Annotated in this window: 13 protein-coding genes; 5 read left to right on the top strand and 8 right to left on the bottom strand. The window is 42.5% G+C overall.

Going from position 1 to position 15,024, the window contains the following annotated elements; translation table 11 throughout:
- Positions 1-145 precede the first annotated feature (145 nt).
- Entirely contained in the window at positions 146-643 is a 498-nt protein-coding gene (locus tag CDG76_RS19775; RefSeq protein WP_094350646.1) for a pentapeptide repeat-containing protein, read from the top strand.
- Positions 644-726: 83 nt separating this feature from the next.
- Here the strand turns inward: CDG76_RS19775 and CDG76_RS19770 are convergent, their stop codons facing one another.
- From CDG76_RS19770 to CDG76_RS19760, 3 genes are all read right to left on the bottom strand, one after another.
- The gene (locus CDG76_RS19770; RefSeq protein ID WP_094350645.1) at positions 727-2,493 is read right to left on the bottom strand and encodes a tetratricopeptide repeat protein; all 1,767 of its coding nucleotides are present in this window, start codon (positions 2,491-2,493) and stop codon (positions 727-729) included.
- Positions 2,494-2,850: 357 nt separating this feature from the next.
- Positions 2,851-3,093, bottom strand: coding sequence for a DUF3368 domain-containing protein (locus CDG76_RS38500; RefSeq protein ID WP_223265303.1), 243 nt, complete (start codon positions 3,091-3,093; stop codon positions 2,851-2,853).
- Positions 3,094-3,503: 410 nt separating this feature from the next.
- A complete protein-coding gene (locus CDG76_RS19760) occupies positions 3,504-4,712 on the bottom strand; it encodes a tetratricopeptide repeat protein (protein ID WP_143854125.1) in 1,209 nt (402 codons plus the stop codon).
- Here CDG76_RS19760 and CDG76_RS19755 point away from each other — a divergent pair.
- Positions 4,694-4,948 carry a hypothetical protein gene (locus CDG76_RS19755; RefSeq protein WP_094350644.1) on the top strand — a complete coding sequence of 85 codons (255 nt, stop codon included), beginning with the start codon at positions 4,694-4,696 and terminating at the stop codon, positions 4,946-4,948. The genes CDG76_RS19760 and CDG76_RS19755 overlap by 19 nt on opposite strands.
- A gap of 585 nt (positions 4,949-5,533) precedes the next feature.
- On the opposite strand, the gene CDG76_RS19750 is transcribed toward CDG76_RS19755, so the two are convergent.
- From CDG76_RS19750 to nfi, 3 genes are all read right to left on the bottom strand, one after another.
- The gene (locus CDG76_RS19750) at positions 5,534-7,492 is read right to left on the bottom strand and encodes an FHA domain-containing protein (RefSeq protein WP_094350643.1); all 1,959 of its coding nucleotides are present in this window, start codon (positions 7,490-7,492) and stop codon (positions 5,534-5,536) included.
- A 253-nt stretch (positions 7,493-7,745) separates the two neighbouring features.
- Positions 7,746-8,297 (bottom strand): FHA domain-containing protein, encoded by a 552-nt coding sequence (locus CDG76_RS19745; protein WP_094350642.1) that lies wholly within the window; start codon positions 8,295-8,297, stop codon positions 7,746-7,748.
- A 107-nt stretch (positions 8,298-8,404) separates the two neighbouring features.
- Positions 8,405-9,070, bottom strand: coding sequence for a deoxyribonuclease V (nfi, locus tag CDG76_RS19740; RefSeq protein ID WP_094351059.1), 666 nt, complete (start codon positions 9,068-9,070; stop codon positions 8,405-8,407).
- Positions 9,071-9,312: 242 nt separating this feature from the next.
- On the opposite strand from nfi, the gene CDG76_RS19735 reads away from it, so the two are divergent.
- The 3 genes from CDG76_RS19735 to CDG76_RS19725 all read left to right on the top strand — a co-directional run bounded on the left by CDG76_RS19735 (position 9,313) and on the right by CDG76_RS19725 (position 12,302).
- Positions 9,313-9,828 carry a hypothetical protein gene (locus CDG76_RS19735; RefSeq protein WP_094350641.1) on the top strand — a complete coding sequence of 172 codons (516 nt, stop codon included), beginning with the start codon at positions 9,313-9,315 and terminating at the stop codon, positions 9,826-9,828.
- Between the two features lie 168 nt (positions 9,829-9,996).
- Positions 9,997-11,175 carry a hypothetical protein gene (locus CDG76_RS19730; protein WP_143854124.1) on the top strand — a complete coding sequence of 393 codons (1,179 nt, stop codon included), beginning with the start codon at positions 9,997-9,999 and terminating at the stop codon, positions 11,173-11,175.
- 161 nt (positions 11,176-11,336) lie between these two features.
- The gene (locus CDG76_RS19725; RefSeq protein ID WP_094350639.1) at positions 11,337-12,302 is read left to right on the top strand and encodes an aldo/keto reductase; all 966 of its coding nucleotides are present in this window, start codon (positions 11,337-11,339) and stop codon (positions 12,300-12,302) included.
- A gap of 31 nt (positions 12,303-12,333) precedes the next feature.
- Here CDG76_RS19725 and CDG76_RS19720 read toward each other — a convergent pair whose 3' ends face one another.
- The gene (locus CDG76_RS19720) at positions 12,334-13,590 is read right to left on the bottom strand and encodes a DNA cytosine methyltransferase (protein WP_223265302.1); all 1,257 of its coding nucleotides are present in this window, start codon (positions 13,588-13,590) and stop codon (positions 12,334-12,336) included.
- A gap of 89 nt (positions 13,591-13,679) precedes the next feature.
- Positions 13,680-14,849, bottom strand: coding sequence for a lipid-A-disaccharide synthase (lpxB, locus tag CDG76_RS19715; RefSeq protein WP_094350637.1), 1,170 nt, complete (start codon positions 14,847-14,849; stop codon positions 13,680-13,682).
- Positions 14,850-15,024 lie beyond the last annotated feature (175 nt).

Here is a 15,024-nt window from a genome sequence, read left to right as displayed (position 1 = left end):
AGATTAGGGAAGAGGTGACAGGGGACGGGTGATAGGGAATAATCTCTACCCTGTAACCTGTACCCTATTCCCTCATCCCCTTTGTCCCCTTCTGTAAGGTTTAATAGTTAATAGTAGAAGTGTTGAGATTTATTAAGAAGAGATTATGAAATATTGGCAACTGTTAGCTAGCTTTGTCTTAGCTATGGTTCTTTTTTTGTTTCCCCTATCGGCGCAAGCTGCAAGTTCTTCTAGTATTACCCGTTCTGTGGGTAATGATGAACTCAAGGGCAAGGATTACTCTGGTCAAAGTTTAATTGGTACTGAGTTTACCAATCTCAAATTAGAGAATGCTAATTTTAGCAATGCTGACTTACGTGGTGGCGTATTTAACGGTAGCGTATTGGAGGGAGTAAATCTGCATGGTGCTGATTTTAGTGAAGGCATAGCCTATCTAACAAGGTTTAAGGATGCTGATTTAAGTGATGCTGTGTTGACCGATGCGATGATGCTACGTTCTACTTTTGATGGCGTGGATATCACAGGTACTGATTTTACGAATGCAATTTTAGATGGGATACAAGTGAAAAAGCTTTGTGTTAAGGCAAGTGGTGTAAATTCTAAAACTGGGGTGGATACTCGCAAATCTTTAGGATGTAAGTAAATCTTAACCCCCTCGTTAGTGGAGAGGGGGATATTTTTTTAACGAATTACGAATTACGAATTACGAATTACGCGCAGCGATCGCTACTGATATGCTTCTCTTAAAAAGCTGGCATAATTTGCCCGAACCGTCATAGTTGTCGGATGACTTATACCTAAAGTCCGTTCACAAATTTTCAAAGCTTTCTCAAACAAGGGTTTGGCTTTCCGGTAGCGTCTTGTATAACGGTAGAGTGCTGCTAAATTGTTTAGGCTGATGGCGACATCGGGATGGTTATTTCCCAGCAGGCGTTTACTCAGTTCTAAAGCTTGCTCATACAACGGTTCGGCCTGCTTGTAACTTCCTGTAGATTCGTAAAGTTGTGCCAAATTGTTCAGGCTGGTGGCAACATCGGGATGGTTATCTCCCAGCAGGTGTTTTCTCAGTTTTAATGCTTGCTTGAACAAGGGTTCGGCTTCGCTGTAGCGTTTTGTATAACAATACAATGCTCCTAAATTGTTCAGACTCGTGGCAACATGGGGATGTTCTTCTCCCACTAGGCGTTTCCACAGTTCTAAAGCCTGCTGATACAAAGGTTCGGCTTCGCTATAGCGTCCTGTATATTCGTAGATTAATCCTAAATAGCTCAGGCTAGTGGCGACATCGGTATTTTCTTCTCCTAGCAGGCGTTTTCTCAGTGCTAAAGCTTGCTCAAGCAAGGGTTCAGCTTCCCTGTAGCGTCCTGTAGTTTCGTAGAGTGCTGCTAAATTGTTCAGACTAGTGGCGACATCGATATGTTCTAAACCAAGACGATTTTGAGTTAGTTCTACACACCGTTGCAACCAAGGTTCTGCTTGCTGATAAAGTCCTTGACTTTGATAAAACCAGGCTAATTTGGTAAACAGAGTGATTAGATTTTCATCGCCTAGATATTCGCATAGGTGAGTTGCAACTTCTGTGATGTGCGGGATATGTGGAGTGAGGTTGAGAATATCTTCAGGGTTAATCTGTTGCGGAATTAGCTTTGCTACCTCTAACATCATGGCTGCAAACTTACTTTTTGCTTCATCCGCCTCACTTGATTTATCCAACTTCATTCGCAAAAGTTGTCGAATCTGTGGATTTAGACGATAAATTCCTTTACTTTTTTGTTGTAGCAGATGCAATTCCAGTAAATCGGCTATGGCTTTCTCGTTGAGTTTTTGTTTTTTGTTATCTTCTATTGTCTCAACAGATAGGGGAATGTCAGCTAAAGCACACAAACTTAGCAAACAGCCAAAGCTTTGGGCATTTTCATCCAACTGTTCCCAACTCAATTCAAAAGCTTCAAATATACCGTATTCATCAGGCATCAATGAGTTAGCATTGACTACTGGTTCATGTTCCACTCGTTTCTTCTCTAGCCGCTTCAGCAGTGTTTCCAGAGACAAATCTGGCATTTTATCCAGATATCGTCCCACTAACTCTAACGCTAAAGGTAAATATCCCAAAAACTTACAAATTCTTCTGGCAACCCAAGCTTCTTGTTGCAGTCGTTCTCGAACCACTAGCGATTTGAATAATTTCATCGCTGCCAATGGTTTGAGGGCATCTAATTCGCTATTATATTTTAGGCTCAGATAAGCTTGTAACTTTTCTAGTTTGTCTCGATTGTTGAAAGTCGCTAACTCAGGAGAATTCTGGGCAAACTTGTCATGTACCTCACCCACCCACTTTGTGAAAGCAGTAATATCAACGTTTAATTCGCTGGCAAGTTTAACTTTAGTTTTACCTAAGTTTTCTGTCTGAAAAGATTTTGCAAAAGCTACCGTTTGCTCTAGAGATAAGCCATTCGTAGCAGCTTCTTTGGCTAGAAAATTAGCCCATTGCATAAACAGCTTTGTGAAGTTTATTTTTATTCTAGCTTTGTCTTTATTAGTAAATATTCTCCCTTTGGAGTAAAAATACCATTTGGATAAAAATATTTCAAAGCAGTGGCTTGCCTTTAGGTATCGTCACTTGAGCCTCTGAAGTTCAAGTTTCGAGTTTTGTACTCAAAATGGCTATGCGATGTCTACGATGGGCTACGTCTACGCTCTTTGTCACTTAGCATGAGAATCTAACCGCAGAGGTGCAGAGGTCACAGAGGAAGAGAGAAGAGGGAACAAAAGCTATTTTAAGTTAAAATTGGTGGCGATCGCTATTCTCCTGCTTGAAGTTTTCAGTAAATTGACCAAACTATCGGATAACTACAAACCAGCATCACGCAAAGCTTGAATTCCAGGAGATATGCTTGGGATTAGTCCACGTCTTTTTGCTAATATCAGCAAGCCTCCGGTTCTGATAGCAATAATACCTAAAACTTGACCACAATGCCGTGCTGCTCTATTGTCAACAATAGCGGCACAATCGGAATTTTTTAGTGCCAAACTCAATACTTGTAATTCTCCCTTTCCTAAATCCCAAGCTGCTACAACAGGAGCCAATAGCATTAACTTCTACTGTTTGTATCCAAGAAATACTGGGTAATTGTGTTGATGCGACATCATCATTTTTTGGTGACTTCTTCAAAAACACCGAATGGAACTAAAACTTCTGTGAATAATTAGGGAATTAATTTTGCTTGTTGAGTTTTTAAAAGAACAATCAAAGGTGAAGAGTAAATCTCGAAACAGCTAGCGATCGCTCTACTTTTCACTGTACTTTAGATATAAGGGAACATGAGAATCGAACCGCGAAGGACGCAAAGGGCACGTTCGCGCAGCGTCTCGCAGAGAAGGAAGAGATAAAAAGGAGCGATCGCTGTTTGAAGTTAGAATTGATGGGCGATCGCTGCTAAAATTTGAACATACAACTGTTGTGTAGCATCAATTTGGTGTGATTTTTTGAAAGGGTGCGATCGTTAACGATATGCTTGTCTTAAAAATCTTGCATAATTTCCCCGAACTGCCATTGTATCGGGATGACCTACACCTAAAGTACATTCACAAATTGCCAAAGCTTGCTCAAACAGGGGTTCGGCTTCGCTATAGCGTTTTGTAGACTTATAAAGTCCTGCGAGATTGTTCAGGCTAATGGCGACATTTGGATGGTTGTCTCCCAGTAACCGTTTCCACAGTGCCAAAGCTTGTTGATACAGGGGTTCGGCTTCGCTATAGCGTTTTGTAGACTTATAAAGTCCTGCGAGATTGTTCAGGCTAGTGGCGACATCGGGATGGTTGTCTCCCAGTAAGCGTTTGCTCAATTCTGAAGCTTGCTGAAGCAACGGTTCAGCTTCGCTATAGCGTCCTGTAGAACCGTAGAGTACTCCGAGATTGTTCAGTCCAGTGGCGACATCGGGATGGTTGTCTCCCAGTAAGCGTTTATTCAGTGCCAAAGCTTCCTGATACATGAGTTCGGCTTCGCTGTAGCGTCCTGTAGATTCGTAGAGTACTGCGAGATTGTTCAGGCTAGCGGCGATATTGAGATGGTTGTCTCCCAGTAAGCGTTTCCACAGTGCCAAAGCTTGCTGATACAGGGGTTCGGCTTCGCTATAGCGTCCTGCAAAACGGTAGAGTTCTGCGAGATTGTTCAGGCTAGCCGCAACATCGGGATGTTCTAAACCAAGACGATTTTTAGTGACTTTTTCACACTGCTGCAACCAAGGTTCTGCTTGCTGATAAAGCCCTTGACCTTGATAAAAGTAGCCTAATTTAGTAAAAGGCTGGATTAAATCCTCATCGGTCAGATAGTCGGATAAGTGGGTTGCAACTTCTGCAATGTGGGAGATAAAGGGAGTGAGGTTTAAAATATCTTCACGGTTAGGTTGTTGAGGAATTTGCTTTGCCACCTTTACCATCTGCGCTGTAAACTTTGTTTTCACCTTATCCGCTTCACTTGACTCATCCAACTTCATTTGGAAAAATTGCCGAATCAGTGTATGTAGACGATAAATTCCTTTACTTTGCCATTGTATTAAATGCAGTTTCCGCAACTCAGCTATAGCTTTCTCATTGAGTTCTTGTTCATCGTCATCTTCTATCGCCTCAACAGAAAAAGGAATATCAGCCAAGGCATACAAACTCAGCCTACAGCCTAATAAGAGGTTTAGCCATGAAAACTGCTCTAACAACTCCTGTCAACTCCAATCAAACCACCCAAACTTCGCAATTAATCCCCGCCTCGCCAACATCGGTAGAGAATCCATCTACTTGGATGCGAGATGGATATAGTCCTACTGAAATTATTCTGGCGGCGGCATTTTTAACTTCAGTCTCCATCGCGGGAATTGCCTCTGTGATTGTGGCGATTACGGGTTTAGTTAAAACTTTAGTGCCTGTGATGGTGCAATCCACAAGGGATAAATAATAAGTAGTCAATTTAGAACCAGGGCGAATGGAATTCGCGGCTACACAAACAAAGTCCGCCTACGCGGACTGAGGAAAAATTGAAGGTTTGAAACCAACGGAGGCGGGTTTTTCCTGTGTAGACGCGGTTTTTAACCGCCGATTTTATTCACAATATCAGAGAGTAAGAATTCTGCGTAGGCGTAGCTCGTCGTAGACATCGCCACTTGAACCTCTGAACCTCGACGTTGCACCTTTTATCTTCGACGTTGCACCTTTTATCCTCGACGTTGCACCTTTTATCCTCGAAGTTGCGCTTTTTATCCTCGAAGTTGCGCTTTTTATCCTCGATGTTGCACCTTTTATCCTCGACGTTGCGCTTTTTATCCTCGAAGTTGCGCCTTTTATCCTCGACGTTGCGCCTTTTATCCTCGAAGTTGCACCTTTTATCCTCGAAATTAGGATTTGCTACTCAAAACAGCTAGATAAATACTCTATCCCTTCTGCCTCCTGCCTTCTGCCCCCTGCCTTCTGCCCCCTGCCTTCTGCCTCCTGCCTTCTGCCTCCTGCCTCCTGCCTCCTGCCTTCTGCCCCCTGCCTCCTAATACTAAGGTGACTGATTTAACACCCACTTCAACCACTGGCTAAAAGAACTTATAGTATTCAACCTTTGAATTCCAGGCGCACGGGCAGCGGACAGTCCATCAACGGCGACTAATGCGGCGTATTGCAAGCCCAAAAAACTATCAACTGCTGCATAAGGGCCACCTAAAGTAATCGCCCCAGCCGCATACATTTGACCTCTATCACTACGCATTTCTACTAATTCAAAATTGTTCGCTACAGTCAATCGCCCCAGATGATTTACTGGTAAATTGTAATGTTTTACCAAATCTGCTAAGAGAGGATTGGCATCTACCTTGGCATCCAGTCCAGTAGCATCAACAATAAAGTCAGCTAGCAATTTCATTTCCCCAAAGCTTTGCTCTCGGATACGGGTAATAGTCCGGTTTTGGGCATCTCGTTCCACATCCAGCACCTCACCGAAGGTAATTTGATACCAGCCTTCGCTTAACCCTTGGGCAGTAATTTGCTGCCAATCTCGGCGGTCGGCGGTGGTAGTTCCACCCCAGTCTGCTAGTAAACGCTTGCGTTCATCGGGACTAGCTTTTTCTAACATTGCCCGGAGTTCGCCGCCCCAACAGGCTTTCGGCCAGTTAAAGGGTTGAAATTCGTAATGATTTTTGACTAGGCGCTGGGTATTTTGAAATTTGTTGCCTTGGGGTTTAGGCGATCGCATTAAATGCAAAACTGCAATATTCCGATTTCGTTTTCTAGCTTCATAAATCCGCTGCACAATCCGCGAAGCCACAATTCCCCGTCCCCGAATCAATACCGTACCACCATGTTGCTCTAGTTGCTCATAAACATGATCGTGGGCTTCATAAGCATTAACTACAGATTTAAAGTCTTGATATTTTTCCCTATAAGCTTGCAAATCTGGGAGAAACTGAATTGCTGGATACCCAGTAGCTAAATGTAAATAACGACTAACTAAAAAAGCATAATTTCCTGGGCCGCGAGAATAGGCTACGCAATATCTGCCGTCATCAGTTTTGCGAATTACCCTAACTCGCCCATAGCGATAAATTTGATTCCAGCCAATGCGCTTCGTCTCCCTATCTATGGAATCAAAGACATTACCCGCACGAGGAGTATAAGTTTCTGCAAATGTTGGTTCAGCAAACACTTGCCATAAATACTTGAATGCTGACTTTATCTCTCCCTTGGCTAAGTCTCCCCAAGCTTCACGCAAGGCATAACTAGGCCAACCCCAAATATTATCGGGACAAGAATCAGAATTAGAACGCAGTCTTTCATATAAAGGAATTTGCGAATTCAGACAGAGGCGCTTGTAACGGGCATAAGGTTCCGCCTCTAACCCCAAAGCTACAATTTTGTCAGCACGTACACCACTAATCCGCAACAAATCAGCCCATAAAAAGCTACCCAATCCCGCCCCGATCGCTAGATAATCAGATTCATCTACTGGTAATCCCGTAGCATGAAGTGCTTGCACAGAGACTTTTTGTGCCTGAAACGCCAATGGCGGGAAATTACTTGCCACGGGCGTTAGCGGCTGGACTACAGGCAAGCTGGGGTCTGGGCGATTGGTATTTGCGTTGAAGTGAATCGTTGAAGGGGGGCTGGTATCTGGTGCAGAGGCGTTAGCACCAAATGTCACTGCGATCAGATATGGGCCAATTTGCAACGTATCGCCATTAACCAGGACACTGCGCGTTTGTGGTTGGCCATTGACATAAACACCGTTAACGCTACCTTGGTCAATCACTACTAAATGGTCTTGTTCCCAGTCAATTAGGGCATGGTAGCGAGAAACTTCATTACTGTTAAGCAGCATCCGAGAAACCCGCATTCCCCTGAGTTCAGCAGGTAAGCGAGCAAATTCTCGACCAAAAGCGATCGGCATATTTAACAGTGGTTCTCGCCGTTCACCCGTCGCTGGTTCGTCCCAACTCAATTGGATTTGTAAGTCATTTGTCATTTGTCATTTGTCATTGGTCATTTGTCATTGGGCATTTGTCATTAGACCTCTTCCAAAAGTCCCTAACACCCCACCCCCAACCCCTCCCCGCTTGCGGGGAGGGGAGACAAAGCGTAGCTTTGGCGGGGTGGGGTTCTTATTTTTAATTTATGCAAGAGGTCTATTAGTCATTGGTCAAGAGTTAGAAATTCTTGCCATACTCCCCCTGCCTCCCCTGCCTCCCCTGCTTCCCTTGCTTCCCCTGCCCTCCTTCTCAACTACCCCGTGCTACCAACACACTCACAGCCGCAGCTAAAGATGTTCCACACCAATGACAGCCAATTTGTAGATTCTCTCCTGGGGAAACTTTATGACATTTGGGGCATTCTAAGCCATAAACTCCTGGCGGCGGTGCGGGGGGTGTTGGTTGATGGAGGTGATGTCCGAGATTTACTGCTGGACTGGGTTGTAGCAAAATTGTTGCTGGAATGCTACCTGCGGAAACGCTTGTAACGTTGAGTTTTATTTGTCCCAAAGTCATACTAGTGCCTTCAGTTAAAGGCATTTCACCTTGGACTAATTGCCGTCCATCGATAACGGGGGGATTTTGCGATCGCAAATTCCTGATATAAAAGCGTTGTTGCTGGTGATGAAAAAAGATTTCAACGTGGAGTCCAGACACAGTAGGGTGACTCAGAACAATATCGCACCGGAGGGGGTCACGACCGATGCGGACAGTGCCATGATTTTGACTTGGCTGTTGTTCGTAAATATTCTGAGTTTTATCTTGACCTGCATCGTGCCACTGTAAAGTTAGTGCGTTCATGGTTCTAACTTTGTAAATCGTATTTAGCTACTTCAACATCTTCCTGTGCGATTCCTAACATGATTGAGTAGGTGGAAGCAAGTATTTAGAAAAAACTTCAACAAGCTTTATCTATCCGACGCTAATTTATCAGCAATGCGTGTTGTTTCTGGTAGCCGATATTTGGGCGTGCAGCGCAATACATAGTCAATCGCTGTCGGTAAACTAATTCGATGACCACTGGAAATATACAGAGGTTTTACTCCAGTGCGCGATCGCAAAACTGCCCCAATGGTTTCCCCGTTATATATTAGTGGTTGTGTGCTGCCTTTGGTTTCTGCCAATTCTTCATGCTTACCTATCAACCTCGACTTAGCTACACCAATTGTCGGCATATCTATAAGTAACCCTAAATGGCTAGCTATACCTAATCTGCGAGGATGGGCAATTCCTTGACCATCACACAGAATGATATCTGGTGTTGTGTTAATCTTTTCCAGGGCATCGAGGACAGCTGGAATTTCCCGAAATGAGAGGAACCCAGGAACATAAGGAAAGGTTGTAGGACGATGTGCTAGGCTTGTCTCGATTACTTGCAAATCAGGAAAACTCAGGACTGCAACCGCTGCACGGCTAATTGTCCCATCAGCTTCAAAACCCATATCCACCCCAGCAACATACTGGATAGGTTCTTGCAGTTGATCCTCAGTAATTACTTGGTTTTGCAGCGTTTCTTGGATAACTATGGCTTCTTCTAGCGTCGAGGGCCAAGCATGATCTCGGTAAAATTTCATATTTAGAATTGGAATGAAATTGATTAATATTAATCCTGTTAATTTGGCAAGCACAAAAACACTAGTTTTTGATGTTGATACAGGGAAAATATATTTTTGTAAAAGTCTGTGAAAGACTATCTTTATACTAAATATTTTAGCCCAGGTTAGCTGATATTTTGCATCACAATGTTACTGAAGGCTGTCAAGAGGGAATCCTAAGAATATAAGTTTATTTTCCTAGATTTACTCTTTTACTGGTTATGACACAGCCAAATATTCTAAAACTTGCAAAACAGGGAAATGTAGAAGCGATCGCATCTCTCATGAACCGCCACTTACACCCCAAAGGAATCACTGCAAAAGTTGCCTTCCAAGATGCTTGCTTGGAGGTAATACTAGAATCTGCCCAAGTGCTAAATCAGCCAATTTTACTTGCATTTATCCGCAAAGGGTTAACCGCTTTAGGGGCTGTATCTGTTCAAAAAGTGAAAGTTTACGGGCAACAAACGGGTAAGGAGTTTCCAGCTTGGAGTAAAGAGTTCGATTTGAGGATAGCAGAAATAGAAGCAGTAGATAATGAACAGTCTTCTAGTAATCCTCAAACCCTAACTCTTTCTATTAACCTAAGCGGCGATACTGCACGGGGATTAACAAATAAAGATTTTGAATTTATTGCTAATCAAATAAGTACTGATATTTTATCATCTTGTACTAACGTTTTTATTCAAAAAGTAAGTATTAGTAATGGTAGCTCTGTAATTACAAAGGAACGTTAATGTTTAATTTGCCTCACGCAGAGGTGCAGAGAGAGCCTAAAATCGGGGCTTTTGTAATAAGTTTAATAAATCTATGTAAATTTGAAATATAGGGCTGTAAAGATTTTGAAAATGTTGCTTTTACCTGTAAAGGGGGAATCCTGAGATAGAAGATATTATCTTAGTTTTTTGGATTTATTGGTTATGAAACAGCCGAATACTAAAGAAGTTCCTAAGCAAAAGCTACAAACGTTTTACTGGCCTTTATGGTTTCCTTATCCTACTTCTTGGTTAAAAGCATTGGTTTTGAATCTATTTTTGAGCGCTATTATATTTATACTCAAGAATCCTGGTAAGTTAGGCTACCGTATCGCATATTTTGTAAGCAGTCCAGAATTATTGGCTATATTTACAATACTGTTAATCTTATCTCCAATTCCTATAATTTCTTTGACTCATCACTGCTTACACTTGCTTATTAGTCGGTTTATGTCAGAAATTCAAGCACCCGAAATAGGTAAAACACAAGGATTATTACCAGGAATAATGAGTTGGTGGGAAGGATTATACGCTTGGCTTGTAATTGCAATTTCTACACTGATAGCAGCTTTTTTCTCTACAATCCTCCTACCGTTCTTTAATATTAGCTACGCCAGACAAATTGAATACTATACACCAATGGAAAATGTTAATAATAATATAATATTAGTATTTGGGGTGTTCTATGTTTCTGCTGGGGCACTGGTTTATCAAATTGAATATTTGGTAAGGCGACGAATAATATCTGCTTATTCTGGTAATCAAAAAAAAGATGCAAGCGAATTAAACACTAATTTAAATCCAGATAAAGAACTTAATGAATTGCGCGGGGAAATGGGTTTGCACAAAATAAAATCAAATATTTTATCGAATAATGAACAAAATCCGATTATCGAGACTCGACGGAAGAATCGTAGTTTAAATAAAAAGTTATTGTTCGTTTTTATAATATTTTCAATTTCTCTAGGAATATACTTTTCTTCAAGGTTTTCAGAAATACTCCCCTTAACTTCTCAAAGTTCAACACAAATACCATCAAATCCTGTATTAGTTACACCCTCACCAGTAGCTTCAGAATCGCCGACTGTGTTACTCCAAACTGATACATTCCGAGAGGCAGTAAGTAAAGCAATTAATGCAGCTAACCTTACTCAATCAGCAAAATCTCCAGATGAGTGGAAGACAGTTGTGAGCCAGTGGCAAGCTGCGATCGCACTTATGAAAACTGTGCCATCTTCTAGCCCAAATTATGTAGTAGCCCAGCAAAAAATCATAGAATATCAGAAAAATATCAACTACGCTGAAAAAAATGCCGTCGCTGGCAAGTAACGCGATCGCACCTCAAAGCTAAACTAGAAAAAGCAGTGCGATCGCTCTTATTTTTACCTATCCTGATGAAATGTGATGGATTTATCCTTTAGAAGGATATTCGGTTAATTCTCTCTAGCTAAAATTTTTTAATAAAAGTTATTTCGCCCCCGAAGCCAATCATGACAGAAGGAAAAACGCGGCGTAATTTCCTAATTACCAGCATTGCTATAACTGGAGGTATTGTGGCAACTAATGCTTTTGAGCAAAATACTACCAACACCGCCACACCGCCAGCAACTATCCCAGAACGAGTACTGGGACGCACGGAAGTAAATCTGCCTATCTTCGGGTTTGGAGCAGGACAAATGCCACTATCCGGCGGCGAAGGAAAAGAGGGTGATGCTAAGGCAATTATTCAAAGAGCGCTAGAACTTGGCATTCGCTACTTTGATACAGCAGCTAGTTATGGGCCGAGTGAAGATTATTTAGGCAAAGTGCTACCACCCCATCGCTCAAAGCTGTTTCTAGCAAGCAAGACCGATCAAAGAGATCGGGATGGTGCATGGCGAGAATTGGAGCGATCGCTTAAACGTCTCAATACAGATTATCTCGATTTGTGGCAGTTGCATCGCGTCTCTTTTTCAGAAGAACTCGACACCATCTTTAGTTCATCTGGTGCAATTAAAGCTTTAGAAGAAGCCATAGAACAAAAATTGGTGCGTTTTGCTGGGATCACCGGACATCACGACCCTCAAGTAATTGCTGAAGGGTTACGTCGCTATCCTTTCCACACTACACTGATTCCTGTAAATGCCGCCGACAAACACCACCCACGTCCATTTATTCCAGTGGTTCTACCAGTTGCTCAAGAAAAAAATGTTGGTGTGATTGCGATGAAAGTTTTGGCTTATGGTCGGCTGTTTAAATCAGGTGCGTTGACAGGTATGGAGGAAGCTTTAGGTTACACACTGTCTCAGCCTGGGGTTCATTGTTGCGTGATTGCAGCACAGACAGTCCCACAATTAGAGAATAATGTCAAGATAGCACGGGCTTTTGTACCCCTGAAGGAGCCAGAATTAACAGCGATCGCAGGGCGGGCTGCTAATGTCTGGGAAGATAGTACATTCTTCCGCGCTTGGACTTAGCCCAACCTTGCACATATTACAAAGTGTATTCTTAGCAGTCCCGCTGATAATATTGTGCCGCTTGGGACATATTAAATTGTAGTAGCTTCTCCTCTCCCAACTGGTATCCCAAACTCGGCTTAAAAGGCGAAATATTCAAACTGCGAATAATTTCTGACGCCACAGCCTTTGCTAGTAACGGTGGTACAGAGTTACCAACTTGTCGAAATCCGTGCCATTTGGTTACATGAAATCTAAACCAATCGGGGTAAGAATGCAATCTCGCCGCTTCCCTGACGGTGATACAGCGCGGCGTAGATGGATGAATCGGTCTCGGAGATGTGAAAGAACCCCTATACTTATCTGTTCCGGCTCTTAAAGTATTACAGACACCAGCAGGATGTAGCTTATGAAAACGACTAATTTTTTCTCTCTCGCCTTGTTGAGTCTCCTGAAAACGTTTAACAGTTTCCGCAGAATGTTTTGTTCTTAAACTTGAAGAAAGTATTCGCAAATCATATTCTCGTTTGTAAGAATAATCATCATTTAGGCATTTGATCCCGCGAAGTACAAGAGCATAATTACTAGGCTTTTCGTAGTCTGCAACAACCCAATCTCTTGTTAGTAACTCTGGATATTTTTCTATTTCAGGTAAATCTCCAATTGCATCCCATACTGTAGGACTCGATGAAATGTCAGATATTTTTTTAGAATTTAAATTATTTAGTAAAGCTTGTTTAGTAATCGGCTGAGGATATTTCGGTAATTCTACATCCTCCCTTGCACCTATAAGAAATAATCTCTCGCGGGACTGTGGTACTCCGTAATTTGCAGCATTGAGAATTTTATAATTTTCTTCTACTTTATAGCCGTGAATTCTAAAATCGCTAATTAATGTTTGGAGGATTTGTTTATGTTCACCAACTGTAATTCCCCGGACATTTTCCATCACAAAGAATTTTGGTTTTAGCTCAAAAACCAGCCGATGGAAGTGAAACACCAAAGAGTTTCGGGGGTCATCAACAGCCCGTTTCCCAATTAGGGAAAATCCTTGACATGGTGAGCCACAAATTACCACATCAATTTCGCGATCGCCAATCTTAGACCGATTCCTAATTTCTTGCCCGGTTGTATCCACAACACTTTTGCATAATACTGAGCAATAAGGGAAGTTAAACTCATGTGTTGCACAATGGATCGGGTCGATTTCCACAGACGCCAGCACATCAAAACCAGCTTGCTCAAAGCCAAGAGTCATACCGCCCGCACCAGCGAATAAATCAACTGCGATCGCTCTTTGTTTTTTCATCTCATAAGCCATGACACCTCTAAAGGGATTGGGGATTGGGTATTGGGGATTGGGTATTGAGTATGGCGTATTAAATATACAAAATTTTCCTAGTCCCCAGTCCCCGCCACCATTTGCAAAATTTCTTGAGCAGCGCGATCGCAAACCCCAACTTCTCCCAAACTTTGCCGCATTTCTTCATAATCTAGCAAAGTTTGCTCTCTGCGACTGGGATTGAGTAGTAGTTCCATCGCTGCTTGGGTAATATTTTCTGCTGTGGCTTGCTCTTGTAAAAATTCTGGCACAATCGGCTTCATCACAACTAAATTAGGTGGCGATGCGAAGGTTATTGAACCTTTGAGAATTTTCCGAGCTATCCACGCAGTCAGACGACTAAGGCGATAAACTACAACTTGCGGCACATTTAACAGAGCAAGTTCTAGATTGACAGTACCAGATTTGCTAATAGCAAAATCAGCTGCGGCAAAAACTTCCATTTGTTGACCTGATATAACTGTCGCCCGCAAACCGTAACGCTCAATAGCCTCTTCAATTGGCTGTCTATAGACTTCCAGCGATAAGGGAATCCAGAAACGAACTTCAGGTAATTTAGCTTGAATAGTTTGGGCAGCTTGAAAAATAATTGGTAAAAGATATTTTAGTTCTTGGCGGCGAGAGGCGGGGAGGAGTGCGATCGCAATTTCTTCTGGTGCAATCCCCAGTGTTGCACGAGCTGCTTCCCTACTAGGAGCATCTTGCATTCGGTCAACCAAAGGATGTCCCACCCAACTAACATTTGCGCCTTTCTCGCGAAAGTAACGGGCTTCTTGTGGAAAGATTGCCAACAGCTTATCTGTAAAACCAATAATCCGGTTAGTTCTCCGCAAACTTATTGACCAAGCCCACTCTTGGGGAGCAATGTAATACACCACAGGTACATCTGGCAGATGCTGTTTCATATAAGTCCCAATTTCCAGATTGGGAGTCATATAATCGATCAGCACTACCAAGTCAGGTGGATTTTGCTTTAAGGAAGCGATCGCCTGACGTTGCACCTGAAGAGTCGGTAAAACATAAGGCAGCCCTTCTAGAATACCCATTGAGCCAATACTACTGGTATTTCCCAACAGAGTTGCCCCAGCCTCTACCATTTTTTCGCCACCCAGCGCCACAATCTCTAATTCCAACCCAATCGCCACAGCTTGACGCTTCAGCGCTGAAATTAGTAGCGACCCTTGTAAATCGCCAGATACTTCGCCAGTGCTGATAAATATCCGCATTTGATAATTGGTAATTAGTAAAAACTAGGAGTTAGGAGTTAGGAGTGAGGAGTTAAAATTTTAATTCATCAACTCATAACTCATAAATTATGATGTCTGGGCAATTAACCACAATTCTTTAGAACCACTCCCCGCTACGCTCTTACTCCCCTCCTCGCTTGCGGGGAGGGGTTGG

This window comes from Nostoc sp. 'Peltigera membranacea cyanobiont' 210A (assembly GCF_002246015.1).
Lineage (GTDB): Bacteria > Cyanobacteriota > Cyanobacteriia > Cyanobacteriales > Nostocaceae > Nostoc.
This window is presented reverse-complemented; position numbering and strand designations above follow the sequence as displayed.